At 38.8% G+C, this 18,281-nt stretch carries 16 protein-coding genes; 2 read left to right on the forward strand and 14 right to left on the reverse strand.

Going from position 1 to position 18,281, the window contains the following annotated elements; translation table 11 throughout:
- Window positions 1–2: 2 nt before the first annotated feature.
- From hisS to THC_RS05020, 11 genes are all read right to left on the reverse strand, one after another.
- Entirely contained in the window at window positions 3–1,277 is a 1,275-nt protein-coding gene (hisS, locus tag THC_RS04970) for a histidine--tRNA ligase (protein WP_068514204.1), read from the reverse strand.
- Window positions 1,274–2,977: an FAD-dependent oxidoreductase gene (locus tag THC_RS04975; RefSeq protein WP_068514207.1), complete on the reverse strand. Its 1,704-nt coding sequence runs from the start codon at window positions 2,975–2,977 to the stop codon at window positions 1,274–1,276. Before THC_RS04975 ends, hisS begins: the two co-directional genes overlap by 4 nt.
- Before the next feature lie 183 nt (window positions 2,978–3,160).
- Window positions 3,161–3,631: a rhodanese-like domain-containing protein gene (locus tag THC_RS04980; RefSeq protein WP_068514210.1), complete on the reverse strand. Its 471-nt coding sequence runs from the start codon at window positions 3,629–3,631 to the stop codon at window positions 3,161–3,163.
- Between the two features lie 123 nt (window positions 3,632–3,754).
- Window positions 3,755–5,236: a CsgG/HfaB family protein gene (locus THC_RS04985; RefSeq protein ID WP_068514213.1), complete on the reverse strand. Its 1,482-nt coding sequence runs from the start codon at window positions 5,234–5,236 to the stop codon at window positions 3,755–3,757.
- Between the two features lie 127 nt (window positions 5,237–5,363).
- Complete coding sequence (locus THC_RS04990) at window positions 5,364–7,775, reverse strand: EAL domain-containing protein (protein WP_068514216.1); 2,412 nt, start codon at window positions 7,773–7,775, stop codon at window positions 5,364–5,366.
- Between the two features lie 266 nt (window positions 7,776–8,041).
- On the reverse strand, window positions 8,042–8,926 hold the full coding sequence (gene hslO / locus THC_RS04995; protein ID WP_068516656.1) for an Hsp33 family molecular chaperone HslO: 885 nt from the start codon (window positions 8,924–8,926) through the stop codon (window positions 8,042–8,044).
- Window positions 8,898–9,794 carry a dihydroorotate dehydrogenase gene (locus tag THC_RS05000; RefSeq protein ID WP_231938327.1) on the reverse strand — a complete coding sequence of 299 codons (897 nt, stop codon included), beginning with the start codon at window positions 9,792–9,794 and terminating at the stop codon, window positions 8,898–8,900. The genes hslO and THC_RS05000 overlap by 29 nt, the downstream gene beginning before the upstream one ends.
- Complete coding sequence (locus THC_RS05005; RefSeq protein ID WP_068514219.1) at window positions 9,791–10,555, reverse strand: dihydroorotate dehydrogenase electron transfer subunit; 765 nt, start codon at window positions 10,553–10,555, stop codon at window positions 9,791–9,793. The genes THC_RS05000 and THC_RS05005 overlap by 4 nt, the downstream gene beginning before the upstream one ends.
- A 2-nt stretch (window positions 10,556–10,557) precedes the next feature.
- On the reverse strand, window positions 10,558–11,337 hold the full coding sequence (locus tag THC_RS05010) for a YkgJ family cysteine cluster protein (protein ID WP_082706295.1): 780 nt from the start codon (window positions 11,335–11,337) through the stop codon (window positions 10,558–10,560).
- Between the two features lie 469 nt (window positions 11,338–11,806).
- The gene (locus tag THC_RS09400) at window positions 11,807–11,980 is read right to left on the reverse strand and encodes a hypothetical protein (RefSeq protein ID WP_153303645.1); all 174 of its coding nucleotides are present in this window, start codon (window positions 11,978–11,980) and stop codon (window positions 11,807–11,809) included.
- Window positions 11,973–12,248, reverse strand: coding sequence for a hypothetical protein (locus THC_RS05020; protein WP_068514228.1), 276 nt, complete (start codon window positions 12,246–12,248; stop codon window positions 11,973–11,975). The genes THC_RS09400 and THC_RS05020 overlap by 8 nt, the downstream gene beginning before the upstream one ends.
- Window positions 12,249–12,468: 220 nt before the next feature.
- Between THC_RS05020 and THC_RS05025 the strand changes: the two genes are divergently transcribed.
- On the forward strand, window positions 12,469–12,768 hold the full coding sequence (locus THC_RS05025; protein ID WP_068514230.1) for a ferritin family protein: 300 nt from the start codon (window positions 12,469–12,471) through the stop codon (window positions 12,766–12,768).
- Between the two features lie 58 nt (window positions 12,769–12,826).
- Window positions 12,827–14,953 (forward strand): LPS-assembly protein LptD, encoded by a 2,127-nt coding sequence (locus THC_RS05030; protein WP_148638824.1) that lies wholly within the window; start codon window positions 12,827–12,829, stop codon window positions 14,951–14,953.
- Here THC_RS05030 and THC_RS05035 read toward each other — a convergent pair.
- Genes THC_RS05035 through THC_RS05045 form a run of 3 tightly spaced genes read right to left on the reverse strand, consistent with a single transcriptional unit; the run spans window position 14,886 to window position 18,280 of the window.
- Complete coding sequence (locus THC_RS05035) at window positions 14,886–15,947, reverse strand: metallophosphoesterase (protein ID WP_231938328.1); 1,062 nt, start codon at window positions 15,945–15,947, stop codon at window positions 14,886–14,888. The genes THC_RS05030 and THC_RS05035 overlap by 68 nt on opposite strands.
- Window positions 15,948–15,997: 50 nt before the next feature.
- Window positions 15,998–17,923, reverse strand: a complete 1,926-nt coding sequence (feoB, locus tag THC_RS05040) for a ferrous iron transport protein B (RefSeq protein ID WP_068514239.1) — start codon at window positions 17,921–17,923, stop codon at window positions 15,998–16,000.
- Window positions 17,924–17,929: 6 nt separating this feature from the next.
- Window positions 17,930–18,280, reverse strand: coding sequence for a FeoA family protein (locus THC_RS05045; protein WP_068514242.1), 351 nt, complete (start codon window positions 18,278–18,280; stop codon window positions 17,930–17,932).
- Window position 18,281: the final 1 nt, after the last annotated feature.

Consider the following 18,281-nt stretch of genomic DNA (forward strand, 5'->3'; position numbering starts at 1 on the left):
CTTCAGGACTCCTTAAGTATCTCCAAAAGCTGATTTTCCTCAACAAGCTTCTGCATACCTTTATGCAGGTCTTTCACTAAAATTTTACCCTCTTTTAATTCATTTTCACCCAGAATCAAAGCAAATTTTACTCCCCTTTTATCCGCTTCTCTAAGCAGGGCCTTAAGGCTCCTTTCCTCAAAGAAGGCATCTATCTTAAATCCTGAATTTCTCAGGGTTTTAACTATCCCCAGCCCCTTTCTCCTTGCTAAGTCTCCAAGGGGAATAAAGACAGCCTGAGGTTTAATGGCTTCCTCAAGGATAGCAGGCAAGCCCTCTTCCCCCAGGGCACAAAGAGCCCATCTTTCAAGACCAATGGCAAAACCAGTTGCAGGAAGCTCCGGGCCTCCAAGTTCTTGAATTAAAAAGTCATATCTTCCTCCAGCACATACTGTATCCTGAGCCCCAAGACCCTCTCCCTTTATCTCAAAAATAGTTCTCACATAATAATCAAGGCCCCTAACTAAATAGGGATTAACAATATAGGAAAGACCGCGCTCTTCCAAAAGACTTTTTAAAATTTCAAAGTGCTCCTTACAACCCTTACAAAGAAACTCAGAAATTGGTCTAAGCTTCCCAACTATTTCTTTACATTGCTCTTTTTTACAATCAAGGATCCTGAGAGGATTTCTTAAAAGCCTCTCTTTACAGGTCTCACAAAGTTTTTCTTTTTCCCTCTCCAGGGCACCTAAAAGGTAATCCCTAAAAGCAGGTCTACATTCAGGACATCCAAGGCTATTAATCTCAAGGTTAAAGGGATCCCTTTTTCCCTCTACCGGGCTACGCAAAATTTTAAGAGCCAGTTCAAGGAGCTCAACCTCATAAAAGGGGGTCAGATTTCCCATAAATTCCACATCTATCTGAAAGAACTCTCTGAGTCTTCCCTTCTGAGGTCTTTCGTGGCGAAACATGGGCCCGATAAAAAAAAACTTTAAGGGCTTAGGCCTCATATAAAGCCCATGCTCAATAACCATTCTGCAAATACCAGCTGTAGCTTCTGGCCGAAGAGTAAGGAGCTCCTTATTTCTGTCCTCAAAGGTATAGGTCTCCTTCTGCACAATATCTGTAACCTCTCCAATAGAACGCACAAAAAGCTCTGTTTTTTCAAGCACAGGAATTTTTATTTCCTGAAAATTAGCAAGCCTTAGTTCCCTTCGGGCAATCTCTATAAGATGCTGATACTTAATGGCTTCCTCAGGAAGCCAGTCTTTAAATCCTCTTACAGATTGAAGTTTCATTTAACCGGCTCTCCCCATTTCCTCGGAAAACTGATCCCTCCAAGGGGGACATAAACTCTTTCATACCCTTCAGACTTAAGAATTCTTGCCACCTCATAGGACCTGCGAGAAGAATTACAGATAAGAATGATGTCTTTGTCTTTGGGTATCTCCTTTATATGATACCTAATTTTCTGATAGAGTATATGTTTTACATTGGAAAAGTTTTTCACATTGAATTCAGCTTCTTTGGGATGTCTGAGATCAATTATAAGAGTATTCTGATCTCCCTCTTGCATGCGCTTTATAACCTCTTCCCAGTGTATGGGTTCAAAAAGACCTTTTAGAATATTATCAGCTACATGGGCAGTATCATGAATGGGATCAAGGGCAGAGTTAAAGGGAGGTGCATAGGCAAGCTCAAGATTGAGGAGATCTTCAACCAGGGGTTTATAAGGCAGTATGCTTGATAGGGCATGAATTCTTGCCAGAGTTCCATCTGTAAACGGTCCTATAGCCTGAAAACCAAGCACCCTTGTGGTTAGCTTGTCAAATATTAAGGCATAATATGCATACTTGGCATCAGGGAAAAAGTGAGACCTTTCCGTCTGGTTATTCAGGGCATAGCTTGCAGAAAAACCTTCAATTTTAGCCTGAGTCAAAGTTAGGCCAACTCCTCCCACTGCAAGATCAAAACACTTCATAATAAAGGCTCCCACAGTGCCCTTAAAGGTAGCTGTTCCTCCAGCAATATTTGTTCCAATAACTCTTCCCTGGCGATTAGCCAAAGACCCCATAGGCATAACCACCTTTTTTCCAGTAATAAGATGGGTTACCTCGATGCAGTCTCCACCAGCATAAATGTCAGGATCTGAAGTCTGAAGCCTATCATTAACAACAATTCCTCCAGTAGCTGGAGAAACAAGAAGCCCGGCCTTTTTTGCAAGCTCACTGTTAGGTATGACCCCTCCTGCAACAAGAACTAAATCAGCAGGATAGAATTCATTTTCTGTCTGAACACCGATGACTTTTCCATCCTTTCCCATTATCTCTTTAATTCTGGCATTGAGAACAAGTTTGACCCCCTTTTCCCTCAAGTGATTTTCAACCATTCTTGCCGTGAAGGCATCAAGGTTTCTGGGTAAGACCTGGGGAAAATATTCAAGAAGCGTTACAGGAAGCTCCCAGAGATCTGCAAAGGCCTCAGTCATTTCAAGACCAATAAGTCCTGCCCCAATAACAAGGGGCTTTTCAACCTCACCTCTTGCAATCTTTTCTTTTATCTCAATGGCTTTATGAAGACTTGTAAGGGTATAAACTCCCTGGAGATCAATCCCTGGAATATTTAAAGTCCTCGGAATGGAACCAGTTGCAATTATTAACTTATCATAGGGGATTTCTTCAATTTGCCCGGTATTCAGATAACGCACCCTGATTGTTTTTCTCTTGCGGTCTATTTCTTCAACCAAAGTTTTTGTAAGAACCTTTAATCCCTTGGCATCACGAAAAAACTTTTCATCTCTTACCACATGATAGGAGGTCTCTCTCAAAGCATTTTCATGGGGAACATCACCTGAGACAAAATAAGGTATCCCACAGGCCCCGTAGGAGATTAAATCGTCCTTATCAATAAGAATTACTTCAGCCTTGGGATTAAGTCTTTTAACCCTGCAAGCAGATTTAGCCCCGCAAGCATTAGCTCCAATAACCACAACTTGCATATTTCCCCCTCCTGACAAACTCTTTAAAGTTTATCACAAATCCCTGTTTTTCCTACTGACATGATTTGAATAAGGATGTCTTCTTTTTAAGAAAGGAATCCTGAACAATTAAACTCCTTTATATTTTGGAACAACCTTTTGAGGGAAAAAAGCCCCTGTAAGGGGCTTTAAAGCTTTCTAAAATTAATGCACAAACATATAAGCAGCTCTTCCAACTTCTTTGGCAAGTTCAGCTACACCACCATCAAAGGCATAGGCATTCATGAATCCAAGAGCTCTTAAAGCCAAGGTTACTGCAATAGATCTTGGCCCTGTATGACAGATAACCACGATTTTTTTATCCTTAGGGAGTTTATTCAGATTTTCCTCCTTAAAGACCTCGTGCATGGGGATATCAAATCTGTCCTTCCAGGTAATTCCAACTATTGCCATTTCCTCAGGTGATCTCACATCAAGAATTACAAAGGGTTCTTTGTTTTTAATCATCTCAAGAAGCTGTTTAGCATTGACCATACAGGGCTTTTTGGCAATCACCTCAGGGGTCATCTGAGAAAACATCATGTTAAATCTTTTGGCAAGCTCTTTATCATAGGCAAAAAGCATCTCTGAGAGAGTAAACACAAACAAGCCCATTAAAATCAATACCCTCTTCATAACCACACCTCCTGCATTAATTTTTTTTTGATTAAAATTAATGAAACTTTTTACACAAGCAAGAATTTGTTTAAATTTTCACATAAAGTTATAAGATTTTATATTGATTTTAAAAATTAATTTTTATTTAGCGCTCACTTTTAAATCTGTAATAAGCACATAATTTCCCTGTCCAAGGTCTGCTCCAAACATCTTCACTACAATTTTTCCTGGTAAGTTCTTTAGCGCAACAGTATCAATTTGGGTAGTAAGAACTCTTACACCATTAATAAAGACATGGGCTAACTCTCCTTCCTTTTTAAGGAAGACCTTTATTTTTTGACCCTTAAGAAACTCAGGGAGCCCTGTTTCATTAGGAATAGGAGTATCTTTTCCCCATTTCCATTCCTTTACTTCTCTTGGCAAATACAGAGATACAGGACTTCCCTCTTTCCCGATAAAGATCTGAATTCCTTCTTGAGCATATTTCATCTCCTGGGAATAAAAAAGGGTGCCTTCAAAAGTAAAATCTTTGGAAATATCAAAGTTAGGAATAGCCTTTTCAAAAAGGAGTTCTCCTTTAGTTGTGGCAAACCATCTTAAGTCATCAAGACTAACACACTCTCCCTGCCCCTTGAGAATTTTTACAGTGGTTGGGATAACCTTACACTTTGAAAAATTTTCCTGCCAGATTACCTTGGCATAAGGGGCTGCAGAAACCTCTGCCCTTACAAGCCCGCCTGTAAAAGATGTTTCCCTCTTAAGCTTAGAGTTTTCTTGAGGTTTTATCCTCCCCTTTTCTGGCATTCGGGTTTCCTCTTTAATAATTTCCCCCTTTTCACTATAAGTAGTGATTTTTTCTCCAATAGAGACATCTGAAGGAGCTTGAGACTTTACGGATTCCACAATAAGGGTTACGGCCCGGGCAATTAGATCCCGGGTTGCCTCTTCAAGGGGAGTATTTTTTACTGCTTCAAAATAGGCTCCTCCAAAAGTGGTTCCAAAAAGACCTCCTGCTGCAACTCCCACATTCCATCTCTCTGATTTCCCTTCCACAGTCTTGGCGGAGAGAACTTCTCCGGTTTTCACTCTAACTATTCTCATATCAAGGGCAATATGGGCATTGCTTTTACCTAATTTTGCTCCAAGCCCAAAGGGTAGAGGGACTACTATACCTCCTCCACCAAGCCCACTTGCTTTCAGCTCAAGGGCTGTTACTGCTCCTACAATGAGAAAATCAGCTGTTTTCAGAGTGCTCTGAGGTTTCACTCCCATAAGCTCAAGCTCTTCCTTTATTTCTTCAAGGGCAATTCTTTCAACCACCTTGAAACAGTTGGTATTAGCAAGGGCAGTGATCAACATATCTGCAAGGCCATCTCCCAGAGCCTTTGTTGAAAGTTCAATCCCCCAGCCAGGGCCAAAATAAATTCTATCTCCTTGACAGGCAGCAGCCTTGCACCTGAAACTCTTTGCTGTAATCACTCCAATAGGTTTTGAACACTGAGGAAGCCTGAGCACCCTCTCTTTCACATCCTTGGCATACTCTTCATTTTGAGCCAAAGAAAAACCTGAAAATATCAAAATAAAAAAAACTACCCAAACAATAAGTCTTTTTATACTCTCCATCTTAACACCTCCCAATGTATGCGTCCATATCTTTTGAGGCACTATAGGATTTTTTCTACTATTTCTCGCCTCTCACCTTTTACCACCCTTCCTTTTTCTTGTAAGGATCTGAACTTATGCAGCTTTTTTAAAGATATTTATTTAAAAATTTCTTTATTTCTTCTAAGGAAAGAGGCGGGCTAAAATAATAGCCCTGGGAATAGTCAATACCAAATTCACAGACCTTTTGATAGATAACCTCATCCGCCACAAATTCAGCCACTGTCTTAATGCCAGCCTCTTTGGCAAATCTTACCAGTGCCTTTACCAAAAGCTGAACCTTTTCATCTTCCGGTAATCTTTTAATCAAGGAAGCATCAATCTTAATATAATCTACTCCTAAATCTATGAGTCTCTGAAGGCTGGAATAACCGCTTCCAAAGTCATCTATCGCAAGCTTTATGCCCCTTGCTTTTATTTCCTTAAGCTTTGAAAAGACAAGTTGGGGATTTCCAATCTCTTCAGTTTCAAGAAATTCAAAGACAAGAGCAGGTTTTTCCCTTCGCAAAAGAATATCTTCTATAAATTGTAGGGATTCCTCTTGCAAAAAGTCATTATAAGAGAGATTTACAGAGATCTCATAGGGCAAAAAGAGAAAATCATCAAGGGCCTTCTGAAGAACGGTCTTTGTAATTTTTGGTCCATAGCCTGCCTTTTGAGCAAGAGTTAAAAATTTAAAAGGGCTTACGATCTCTCCATTCTCATCAATGAGTCTCACCAAGGCCTCAAATTTGACAGGTCTTTTGGTCTGATTATCTATAATAGGCTGATAAAAGGGAACAATTCTTCCTTCACTAAGAGCCTTTCTGAATTTGTCAAGCCAGTGAAGATTCTCTTCATGAATCTTTTTAAATCTTTCTCCGGGATTAAATTCACAGTAAAAATTTTCTCCTCTTGCCTTGGTCTCATCAAGGAGAGAATAGGCATCGGTAAGTATTTTATCAGGCTCTGTGATTTCACAGAGAGCACAAACAGTAAAATTAAGAGAAAGTCTTTCATGATCTATAGAAAAGGGAGTTTTCGTTAAGACCTCTATTTTTCCTTGAAGCTCCTTCTTTATTTCTTCTTCTTTTTTTTCTTCATGGGCTTCTAAAATTAGAGCAAACTCATCTGCACCTACTCTATAAACTTCACCATGAAAAACCTCCTTCAATCTCTGGTAAACCTCTTTTAATAAAATATCCCCTGCTTTAGTTCCATATACAAAATTAATACTTTTAAAGGAGTTAATATCCACTAAAACTAAAATAGGATTGGAAAAAGCCTTCAAATCATAAAGAAGCTTTTCCCTATTTGGGGCACCTGTTACATAATCGTGCCAAAGCATAAATTCAATCTCTTTTATTCTTTTTTCAAGTTCTGAAAGAGAAAAATTTAGGACACTCACAAACTCTGCAATCTCATCCCTTCCTTCAAGGGAAACTCTCATGGAAAGATCCCCCTCTGCGATTCTTTTAACTCCTTCAGATACCTTTCTAAGCCTCAAGACCACATATCTATAGGCCATATAGAAACTTAAGGAGATTACTATAAGCACCAAAGTTATACCGGAGATTAAAAAACCAAGCCTTTTAAAAAGACCTTCTTTTTGCGCTTTTATCATCTCAAGGTATTTCCTTAAGAGGGCTTCGTGAAAATCAATAAATGCGTCAATGGTAATGGTAGCAAACCTGAAGAATTCAAGACCAGTCATCTCTTTGGTCCTAAAATCTTGAGCCAAATATTTTCTTAAAGTAATTCTATAAACCTCAAAGAGGTCTTGGGAATTTCTAAGTTTTAAAAGGGTATCCTCTGGAAGTTTTATGTTTTCAAGGATCCATTTAATGTTTTTATTGTATCCAGAAAGCACTTCATAATAATCAAGGAGCATTTCCTTCTCATGATTGGTTAGGCCCCCTTTGGCAAGGGCGGAACTAACAATAGCTCTTGTTCTTCCAAGATATTCAATAAAGCGAGGTAACTCCATAAGAGAAACCTGAGCAAGGGTTCTCAAATAAAGATCAGGCTCTGCAAAAAGCTTGTGTTTTTCCGCATCCTGATTTAAAAATAGAATCACCTGATTAATAAGCTCTGTATGTTTGAAAAAGTTTTCTTCAGCACTACCCTTAAATTTCTCAATTTTTAAAGCCTCATAGGTTTTCTTAAATTTTTGAATAAGTTCTTTTCCATGCTGGACATCCAAAGAGAGTGTGGAAAGTTTCTTAAAAGTATCTTCAATCTCCCTTTCAATTTCCTTTAATGCCTTTAAAGTTTCTTCTTTTTCCTTATTTTCTGGAAGGGAAAGATAGAGATAGGAGAGGCCCCTGTGTCTTTGAAGGTTCCAGAGTAAAAGAGCCTCAATAAGCAAATGTTCCTCAGCTGAGATTTGGAGCCTTGCATTTTTAATTTCTGGATAAACGAAGTAGAAAGCCAGAAAGACACCAATAAGCCAGGGAATAAAGGCAAGAATCTGAAGATAAAAAAGAAGCTGTTTTAGGGTAAATCTTGTAAGTAAACCCATTAATTAAAGATTACTTTCTTTTTTTAGAGTTTGCAACAAGAAAATTTTATGAAAATTCGCCCTTTAAATAAGCCGCATCTGATTATGTTTGCAATATGAGCTCTTTATACTCTCATCTTATTTTTTGAAAGGCCTTTTCTTGCCCTCTTTTTTAAAGACCCCAAGAAGTATGATATAAAAAAATCATGAAAAGATTTGAAGCTTTTCACTGGTTTATCCTAATTATAAGCCTTCTTGCTATATTTTTCGCTGTAATAGGCACTCACTTAATCTGAACTACCCTTCTTCCTTTCAACTTCTGTTAAAAGCTTCCTTAATCTTTCTATATTAATAATATATTTTTCTTTACAGAATTCACAGGTAATCTCAACGGGTTTTCCCTCTCTAAGCATATCTTCAAGTTCTTCCTTTCCAAGGGCAACTAAGGCCTCCTCAACTCTATTCATACTGCAAGAACATTTAAATCTTACCTCTCTTTTTTCTAGAATTTCAATCTCCCCAAAGATCTCATGCAAAAGCTCTTCAATTTTAATCCCGGAGGAGAGATAGTCCGTTACAGGCTTTATTTCAGAAAGACGCTTTTCAAGATGGGAAACTTCATGATCTTCTGCGGAAGGGAGTTTTTGTATTAAAAAACCTCCTGCGGTTATAACACTTCCATCGGTATCCACAAGAACCCCGAGGGCACAGGCAGAAGGAACCTGCTCTGAAGTGGTAAGATAATATGCCAGATCCTCTGCAATCTCTCCAGAGATAAGATCAGAAGAACTCTGATAAATCTCCTTGAGGCCATAATCTCTTATCACATTTATAAAACCCTCTTTTCCTACAGCCTTTCCCACAGGGAGTTTTTTATTTTCTGGAGGAAGATACACCTGGGGATTTTTCACAAGCCCTCTTAAGTTTCCCTGATAATCTGCTTCAGCAAGGATTTCTCCAAGGGGGCCACCTCCATTTATTTGAAGAAGAATCTTACCAATTTTTAGATCTGCTGAAAGAAGGGCAACCCCTGCTAAAGCTCTTCCAAGGGCAGCTACTGCAACCGGGGAAAGGCTCTGACGCCTTCTTGCCTCTTCCACTGTTTGAGGTAAAAAAACTCCAAAAGCACGAAAATTAAACTTTTTAGGTAGGATTCTTATCAGGTAATCCACCATATTTCTCTACCAATTCCTTAAATTCCTGGCATATTTTAATTGGAGCCTTAGGATCAATTAAGTTGGCTGTTCCTATCTGGAAAGCCCTTGCTCCACAAAGAAAATACTCAAAGGCATCCTTTCCACTCAAAATCCCCCCTGAGGCTATAAGGGGAATTTTTACTATTTTTGAGAGCTCAAAAACAAGCCTTAAGGTTAGAGGTTTTATAGCTGGGCCTGAAAGCCCTCCTTTTATCACCTGAAAGGGTTCATAAGAGTAAACTCCAAGGGCTGGATAGGTATTGGCAACTGTTAAGGCATCTGAAAGGGCTTCTTCACAGGCCTTAGCTACCTCAAAAACAGGCCCAACAGGAGATAATTTTACAATTAAAAGTCCTTTAAATCTCTCCCTCACCCCCTTTACAAGCTCAAAAACCACATCTGGCTTCTGAGAAAAAGCTATCCCTCCCTCCTTAACATTGGGACAGGAAATATTGAGTTCAATTCCCTCTGCTTCAATCTCAGAAAGAATTTCTGCCATTTCAAAAAATTCCTCCAAGCTCTTTCCATGAAGATTAAAAATTATGGGTGTTTGCAAGGCTTTAAGCTGGGGATAATATTTTTTAAGAAAGACTTTAAGTCCTGGATTTTCAAGACCTATAGAATTTATAAGGCCACAGGGGGTTTCAAAAAGTCTTGGAGGAGGATTTCCCTCCATAGGCTCAAGAGAAAGCCCCTTGGTAATAAGAGCACCTACAGCCGATCTAATTTCTCCAGGATTTAGGTAATTTAAAAGGGTATCACCAAGTCCCCAAGTCCCAGAAGCAAGAAAAAAGGGAGTTTTAAATTGGTATTTACCTATGATGCAGAATCTTTCTCCTTTCAAAGAATGACCTCCCAGGCTGACAAGGTTGGGCCATCCTCACAGAGATGAAAGTATCCACCATCTTTTTTCTTTATCACACAACCCTTGCAAAACCCTGTTCCACAGGCCATAAAGGTCTCAAGGGAAAGATAGGTCTTAATACCGTATTTTTCTGAAAGTTCCTTTACTACCTTTAACATGGGCATGGGGCCACAGGAAAGAATAGTTTTAATTTTTCCATCCCGCATATCCCTTTCAAGAAGATCTGTAACAAAGCCCTTCTCACCAAGGGTGCCATCTTCTGTGGTAAGTTTAATTTCAATCCCAAAAGCTTTAAAATAATCAAGCCTTACAAGATCTTGAGAGGTTTTTGCCCCATAGTAAAGAATGGTTTTTTTGCGAAGTTCTTCTTTCAATCTCTCAAGAAAAAAGCCAAACCCAGCAACTCCAACCCCACCAGCACAGAGGGCAAGGGGAAAATCCAGATCCTCAGGATAGGGCCTGCCAAGAGGTCCAAGAACAGAGATTTCTTCCCCTTGAGAAATCCTGCTTAAGGCAAGGGTTCCCCTCCCGACAACCTGATAAAGAATTTTCAAAGTGCCCTCCTCAAGGCTATGCACTGTAAAAGGTCTGGGAAAGAGAGGATCATAACGCAAATCATGAAGCTTAATTTTTAAAAACTGGCCTGGCTTTATATCTAAAAGAGAACCCTTCTTAGGAAGTTCAAGAAGATAAATCCTCTCCGAAAGTCTTAGATTTCTAAGAACTTTTATTTTTTCCATTTTTAAGCAGAAAAGATTTCCTTGAGAAAACTCAAGCTTTCCTTTTCTTTTAATCTTTCTTTGATTTCGTAAAGGAGTTCTCTAAAGGTTTTTCCCGGGAAAACCTCTTTGCGATAGAGATTTCCCACCCAGGCTCTTAAATCCTTTTCTTCAGGTAGAAGGGGAAGTTCCTCAAATTCTACATTAGAAAGAAGATAAGGGGGTATTTCATCAATCTTTCCTTTTTTGAGATCTGAGAGAAATTTGAGGAGATCAAAGATATTTCCATAAAGGCCATAAAGCTCAATATTTTCCACTATTTGAAGTGCAATAAGTCCCCTAAGATAGAGTTCCTGAGAAAGTTCTGCTTGCTGAAGAGGGCTGCATTTTTTAAATGAGACCATAATTCTACACATAAGGGGCCTTCTCTCATAAACAGAACAGAGCCCCTCTTCATTTAAAAAGGGACAGGGATGAAGTTCAGCTTCTTCGGGGGGAGGAGGTTCTTCCCCTGAGAAATAGAGAAGGGCAGTCTGATTGTGGGTTAGCCCTGGGCGAGGAAGGAGATTTTCATCTATTTCAAAGGTAATCCCCTCTGGCAAGCCCTCAAGTAAATATTTAGCTTCAAGAGAGGTTGCATAAATTCTTGTTGTGCAGCAAAGATTACAACCGGGTGAGCAGGCAAGCTCATATCTTGAAAAGGTTTTATCCAGATATTCATAAAGAGCTATAAGGAGCGCCCTTTTTTCTTCCTCACAGGAAAAGAGATCAACAAGAATAGAAAACCTCCTGAGTTTGTTGATTTTATTTTAAAAGATACCTCTTTCTTGTCAAGCTGTGAATATATTCCAAATTTGCCGATAGAAGTTCCAAAATTTAGATACTATCAAGCTTTTGGTCTTCTTTTGCTCTTTCAGTTATCCATTGAGGGAAATTTTATGCTCTTTTACCGGTCTTTTACAATGTTTTATCTCATCTAATCAGCCTCTACCCCTTTAATCTTCTTAAATTTGCCTGTTTTAAAAAAACACTACCCCCTCCTATTCCTTCCATCTCAATCTCAGCTCTTTGTTATGTATCCCTTTTATCCTGATAATTCTGCATGCCTTAGCCTTATCTTTTTATAAAGTATAAACTTCTCTACCTCTGCATATATCTTCAGACACAGCCTCCGGGCATGTTTTACTACCTTGCCAGCTACCTCTATGAAAATCCACCTTATGCTCTGAATTGTCTTTGTCCTCATAGACTCCGGTAATACAAAATACTTCTTCATGACAAAGCTATTGTAGGCAAGCACTCTACTACTTCCTCTGCAGGACATTCAAGGTCTGTTGCTATGCAGTGATATTTATATCCATCGCTGAATAAATCCCTTTGCCCTGCCCTCCACCTTATCACTATAAGTCTGAAACTGAATTCCAGCTTGTTCATTGCTTTAGGCATGCTTTATCCTCTTGCCATCAGGTAATAGGCTGTAAGGCTTCATTATTGACTCCATCACATTGCCAATTGCATTGCCCTGCCTCCTTATCCAATCCCCTACTGTTGAAGGTGAAGGTATCTTCTTCATGCCTGTGAGTTTCCTTAGTCCTTCATCCTCTATTATCTCCCTCAACTCTTCTATGTGCCTGCCACCTCCTATAAGCATCAATAATATAGGCTCTATATATTGCCATGCCTTGTATCCCCTGTTTGAACCAGGCTCTGGCATATGCCTCTCCATGGCATCCTTTATCCCAAAGGACTTTAAAAACTCTGACCAGATGGCTACTGGGTGATATTATATCATCCAGAAAACTAAATACAAAAGGAGGCTTTTGCATTTTTGATTGTTTCTATCGGCAATTTAGGGGACGCAGACACTTCTTTACTTCTTTTTTGAATAGGGTTATAATTTTCTTAAAAAAATTTTTTAAATGAGGAGGTGGGTTATGCTTTCTAAAATACCCTTTGATCTTGAAAGGATTGATGAGGAGGATCTGGATCGTCAGATTTTAAGGATTGCCATTGTGGCTGAGCTTGATGCCATAAACCTCTATGAACAACTTGCCAGTCTTACAGAGGACGAAAATTTAAGGGCCGTTCTTTTAGATGTGGCCAGAGAGGAAAAGACCCATGTGGGAGAATTTATGGAGATGCTTCTTAGAAAAGATGATGAACAGGTTGAGGAACTTGAGGCAGGAAGAGAAGAGGTAGAAGAAATCCTTGAAGGGGAAGAAGAGGCAGAATAGAAAGGGATTATCTCAATCTTTGAAAAGTAAATTTTTCTTTTTTCTTCTTTGTTTATTATTGTTTTCATATTTAAGAGGTTCTCTTTATGCCTATCCAGCGGTAAAAGCTTTAGAACTTACAGCCCAAAGGGTTGAAGTTCTTCAAGGTGGGAAAAAGGTCTATGCTGAAGGGGACATCATAATTGAAAGGGAGGGCTATCTTCTTTATGCTGGAAGTTTAACTTATGAACCGGGAACGGAGCTTTTAGAGGTATCCAATTTTAAGCTCTTTGATCTTACTCAGAATGCAACCCTTCTCGGGGAAAAGGGACAATTTGATTTAAGAAATGGTGAGATCTGGAGTTCTAAGATCTTTATCTATTACAAAAAAGAGGGATTCAAGATAAAGGCCTGGAATTTTTCTAAAAATGCCCTTAATGAATACTATGCTGAGAGAGCCCTCATCACAACCTGTGAGCTTGATTGTGAAAAGGAGGAGTTTCCTCCCTGGAGTGTGGAAGTCAAAAATATAGTTCTTACTCCAGAAGGGATTTCCACTGCAGATGCAACTACTTTCAGAGCAGGTAAAGTTCCTCTTCTTTATCTCCCTAAAAAGATGTTTTTACCCAGGGTAAGTCTTCCCATTTTTGAACCCCGAAAGGCTGGTTTTTTACCACCAGGAATCACTCAGGGTAGTAGGCTTGGTTTTGGTCTCCAAATTCCCTATTTTTTACCTCTCACAGATCAGATTGATTTTACCATTGCTCCTCTTTATACAACTAAGAGAGGTCTTATCTGGGATTTAGAAAATCAATTGGCTTTAACAGAAAATACTAAAAGCTTAATAAGGGTGCGCTATCTCAGGGATACTAAAAGAGGAGAGTATGCTACCGAGGAGGCCCCTAAAAATCGTTACTGGATCACCGGAAAAGTTGATATCTCAGCTGCGAAAAACTGGGATCTACACTTAGATCTTGATTTTCTTTCGGATAAAGATTTTCTTGAAGAGTTCAATGTGGGGGAGGGTAGTTTTGATAATATCAAGAAACTTTATCTTGATAGATTCAACCGAGATGTGGATGATAAAGCCCAGGACTTTCGCACCTCAAGTCTCTGGTTCCAGTATTTTAAGCATAGTCTTTATACCCGTTTGCAGAGTTCCTACCTTGATTACAATGGAGCTGGAAATAAGAAGGAAGTTCTTCAACCCTTAGCAGGTTTTCATCTTTCCCTTCTTCCCTTCCAATTTAAGGGTATTATTCCAGCCCTCAATCTTGATTATAATTATTTTTATAGAGAAACAAATTATTATGGTAATAGATTTGGTCTAAATCTTGAGGCCAGTTACCCTTTTTCCTATCAATTTTTGAAAAGTGAGGTCAAAGTAAATTATAAGAATTATCTTTATTTATTGGAGGATTCAGGAAATTTTACAGACAAATCCTTGCATACCAATCTCTTTGAGCTCTCTTTGACCACCTATACTCAACTTTTTCGCACCTTTAGTCTTGGTGAAGGGGCAAGACCCTTTCAATTCCAACATATCCTTAAACCCTATTTGACCTTTTTTTATCGGAAAAAAATAAACGGAGATTTCCTACCCACCTTTATGTATGAAGATTATCTAACAGAAAAGGCTAAGGCTATAGAATATGGGATCTGGCAGTATTTTAATCTGGCTAATCAAAAGAACTTTTTTGTTCTGAGGGCCTATCAACAATATGATTTTACTAAGGCTGAGAGATCTGCAACGGCAACCAAACCTGAGGAAAGGGCTTTTTCGGATCTTTTCATTCAGGCCTTTTCAAACTGGAAAGATCGTTTGGCTATGCGCTATGATACAGCCTATAATTTTTATGGACTTGGAATTAAAAAACATTCCCTCACCCTGGGTTTGAGAAAAATTTTGCTGGATGCCATAGATTTTACTTATCAGGAAGATAGAGCTTGGGATACGAAACAAGCAACTTTAAAGCTTGGAGAGCTTTTTAAAGAGAGATTTTTAATAAATTACTATATCTCAAGAAATTTAAAGATTAATGAAACCACCGAACAAAAACTTGAAGCCCTCTATCTTCACGATTGCTATCTTGTTGGGCTTGGGGTTTCAATTACCCCGAGAGATACCAAATTCTATTTCAGAGTTGATCTGAAAGGACTTGGAGGACTGGGAGAGAAGACTCTTTACCAGTCCGAAGTTCAATAATAACCAGATCAGGCGGGGTCAAAAATCTCATAGGAGGACCACCCGTGCCAAGCCCTTTACTGACCAAGAGATAACCTCCTTGTGTTAATGTGTGTAAGCCAGGATATTCAAGATCAAAAAAATATTTAAGAAGCCATTTTCCAACAGGATAATACAACCCTCCATGGGTGTGCCCTGAAAGCATAAGATCAAAAAGTCCATAAGCTGATGGATTTACCCTGGGTTTGTGTTTTAATAGGATCACAAACTTGCCTTTTGGAACCTCTTTAAGGAATACCTTTTCATCAAGAGGACCCTTACACCTTTTGAAATATCTGCAGTCATCATCATCCAGACCTGCTATAACAAGAAAATTTTCAATCTCATAGATATCACCCCTTAAGACCTTAAATCCCGCATCTTCTGTAAAGGTAAGAGCCTTTTCAATTCCTCGATAGTATTCGTGGTTCCCCACAATAGCAATCTTTCCATAAGGTGCATCAATAGTTTTTAAGGCGAACTTTAGATCTGCTTTGTTATCCATATTGCCGTCCACAAGGTCACCTGTTGAGACAATAAGCTGGGGCTTAAACCTTTGAACAGCCTTTTTTACTATGTCAATTTTATCAAGCCCCATAACAGGCCCTAAGTGGAGGTCACTGATTTGGAGTATTCTAAAAGGAGAGGTTTCTTGAGGAATCTTGGAAGAGGTGATTGTAAGATAAATAACCTCAGGTTTTAAGGTTTCATAATAGCTATAAAGGGAAAAAAGAATAGCCATTCCTAAGGAAAAGGAAAGTCTTTTGGTAAAGGGGCGAAGTATAAGGTCAAAGATAATAAAATAGAGGAGAAAGCCCATCCAGAAAAGGGCTGAAAAACTTATAAGAAATGAGAGAAAAGGGGAAAGATAATGATCAGAAAGCCGTATGAAAAGTGGGGAAAGGAAAGCAAGTATTAAGAGTAATTTAATAACAAGATGTCTGGGATGAAGTCTAAAATAAAGATAAAGGTGCATCAAAAAATAAAGAGTAAAAAAGGTGAAAATAAAAAGGATAGGGGAAAGCATTAGAAAAGTTTATAGACCCCAAAGGATAGGATCCATGCCAGGACAAAACTATAAAGCAAAAAGCCTATGGCAAGCCCTTTGGAACCTTCTTTCCACATGGTCACAAAGGTTGCTACACAGGAATTATAAATAAGAACAAAAACTAAGAAGGAAAAGGCTGAGGCCTGAGTAAAAAGTCCCTTTAGTTCACCCTTTAAAGAATCTGCCTCTATTTCAAAGGAGGAGGGATAGGGGTTTAGGAGAGAGAAAAAGGCCTTTTGAAAGGCTAAAAGAAGGCTTTCGCCCTGTTCCTTTAAAGCTGAAAGGGGATCAAATTTTTTAGTTTCCTTTTCTTTTTCTGCCTTAAGTATTACCGCAAGATTACTTAAAATGGCTTCTCTTGCCAGAAAGGCTGGAATAAGGGAGGTTGTAATCTTCCAGTCTCCAAGGCCAATGGGTTCAAATATCGGGGAGAGGGTTTTTCCAATCCTACCTGCTAAGGTCTTTTCAAGATCCTTTTCTCCATAAGGAAGATTTAAGATTAGCCAGATCCCTACTGCTATGGCAAAAATAACAGTGCCTGCTCGTATAACAAATCTTTTTACATGTAGAAAAACAATGGAGAAAAGCACTTTGAAAGAGGGTATTCTATAGGGAGGAAGATCCATAATAAAATGAGAAAGCTCCTTTTTTAAAAGGGTTTTTCTTAGAATAAGACTGGTTATGAAAGCTAAGAAAATTCCTATAAGGTAAAGGAGAAAAATTAAAAGGGCAGGCCTTGTAAAAAAGGTCAGGGCAAAAAATCCAAAGACCACAAGCCTTGCCGAACAGGACATAAAGGGAATCATAGAGATTATTAGAAGGCGATCCTTTTTATCTTGTATAGTGCGAGTAGCTAATATGGCCGGAACATTACATCCAAATCCCAGAATCAAGGGAATTACACTTTGGCCATGAAGTCCAATTCTATGCGTAAAGCGATCCATAAGAAAGGCAACCCGAGGAAGATACCCTGAGGTCTCAAGAAGAGTAAGAAAGAAAAACATAATAAAGATGAGAGGTAAAAAGGTAAGAACAATTCCAAGCCCACCTAAGACTGCACCAATTAAAAAGTCCTTTAAAAGAGAAGGGGCCTGAATTGAATCCAAAAGACTTAAAAGAGCTGGCTCAAGGAAGTCCTGAAAAAAGCCATCAATAAAATCTACAAGAGGGGAAGAGAGATCAAAAACAAATTTAAAGGTAAGATAAAGAATGAGAAATAGAAAGAAGAAGCCAAGGATAGGGTGAAGGAAAACTTGATCAAGTATTTCAGTAAAGCTTTTTTTGGGAAGAAGGGGCTTTTTTACTACCTCTGCGTAAATCCCTTTCACTAAGGAGTGCCGTTTTTCCTCTTTTAAAAGCTTAGGCTCATTTTCAGCTAAAAAGAATTCAGGTCGTGGTAGAAGGCCCTTTTCATGGGTGTCAATAATAGCAGGCAATAACTCTTTTACCCCCTCCCCTGTGCGTCCAATGGTTTTTAAAACTTTTATTTTGAATAGTTCAGAAAAGCGTCTCTCATCAATGTAGATGCCTATGTTTTCAGCCTCATCACTCATGTTGAGTGCTATAAGCATAGGTTTTTGAAGCTCACAGAGTTGAGTAGTCAAAAAGAGGTCTCTTTCCAAACGGGGACTTTCAATAACATGAAGGATTAGATCATAGTCTCCCTGTTTGAGGGTTTCAAGAGTTACCACTTCATCCTCTGAAAAGGCCTTTTCTAAGGTGTAAACACCTGGTAAATCTATAAATTCAATTTCATAGTCCTGAAAAAGGGTTTTTCCTTCTCTTTTTTCAACAGTAACCCCTGGCCAGTTTCCAATTTTAAGATTTGTGCCAGCCAGATGATTAAGAAGACTTGTTTTCCCTACATTGGGATTTCCAACAAGAAGAACTTTTATTTTTTTCATTGGTAGTTAATCCTTCAAGAAAGGGCAGATTTTGTGAAGAAGTCCCCACCGTTTTCTTTTTCTAAGGAGTTTCCCCTCCTGTGGGCAAGCGTTATCGATAAATTCACAGGAAATGTCTTGGCAGATTTCAGGATTTCTTTTTATAAGTTCAACTTCTATCTTTTCAGCTAAGTCTTTACTGATTATCAGCCTGTTTAAACCATTGCGGATGAGAATATTTCTTCCACATTTTCTAAGCACCTCAAACTGAGATCCTTTACGCAATCCCATAGCAGAAATCTTTTTGAGAATATCCTTTTCTTCAATAAAATCCCTGATTATCACTATATCTCCACATTCTACTTCCTTAAGAGTCATT

This window comes from Caldimicrobium thiodismutans (assembly GCF_001548275.1).
GTDB classification, from domain to species: Bacteria; Desulfobacterota; Thermodesulfobacteria; order Thermodesulfobacteriales; family Thermodesulfobacteriaceae; genus Caldimicrobium; species Caldimicrobium thiodismutans.

What these genes read in the sequence shown, in the direction of transcription:
- THC_RS05020 (WP_068514228.1), bottom strand. Translation starts at nt 12,248, where the DNA reads ATGCCAGAGCCTGGTTCAAACAGGGGATACAAGGCATGGCAATATATA.
- feoB (WP_068514239.1), bottom strand. Translation starts at nt 17,923, where the DNA reads ATGAAAAAAATAAAAGTTCTTCTTGTTGGAAATCCCAATGTAGGGAAA.
- THC_RS04990 (WP_068514216.1), bottom strand. Translation starts at nt 7,775, where the DNA reads ATGGGTTTACTTACAAGATTTACCCTAAAACAGCTTCTTTTTTATCTT.
- THC_RS04980 (WP_068514210.1), bottom strand. Translation starts at nt 3,631, where the DNA reads ATGAAGAGGGTATTGATTTTAATGGGCTTGTTTGTGTTTACTCTCTCA.
- THC_RS05035 (WP_231938328.1), bottom strand. Translation starts at nt 15,947, where the DNA reads ATGCACCTTTATCTTTATTTTAGACTTCATCCCAGACATCTTGTTATT.
- THC_RS05045 (WP_068514242.1), bottom strand. Translation starts at nt 18,280, where the DNA reads ATGACTCTTAAGGAAGTAGAATGTGGAGATATAGTGATAATCAGGGAT.
- THC_RS04985 (WP_068514213.1), bottom strand. Translation starts at nt 5,236, where the DNA reads ATGGAGAGTATAAAAAGACTTATTGTTTGGGTAGTTTTTTTTATTTTG.
- THC_RS05005 (WP_068514219.1), bottom strand. Translation starts at nt 10,555, where the DNA reads ATGGAAAAAATAAAAGTTCTTAGAAATCTAAGACTTTCGGAGAGGATT.
- THC_RS09400 (WP_153303645.1), bottom strand. Translation starts at nt 11,980, where the DNA reads ATGCCTAAAGCAATGAACAAGCTGGAATTCAGTTTCAGACTTATAGTG.
- THC_RS05025 (WP_068514230.1), top strand. Translation starts at nt 12,469, where the DNA reads ATGCTTTCTAAAATACCCTTTGATCTTGAAAGGATTGATGAGGAGGAT.
- THC_RS04975 (WP_068514207.1), bottom strand. Translation starts at nt 2,977, where the DNA reads ATGCAAGTTGTGGTTATTGGAGCTAATGCTTGCGGGGCTAAATCTGCT.
- hisS (WP_068514204.1), bottom strand. Translation starts at nt 1,277, where the DNA reads ATGAAACTTCAATCTGTAAGAGGATTTAAAGACTGGCTTCCTGAGGAA.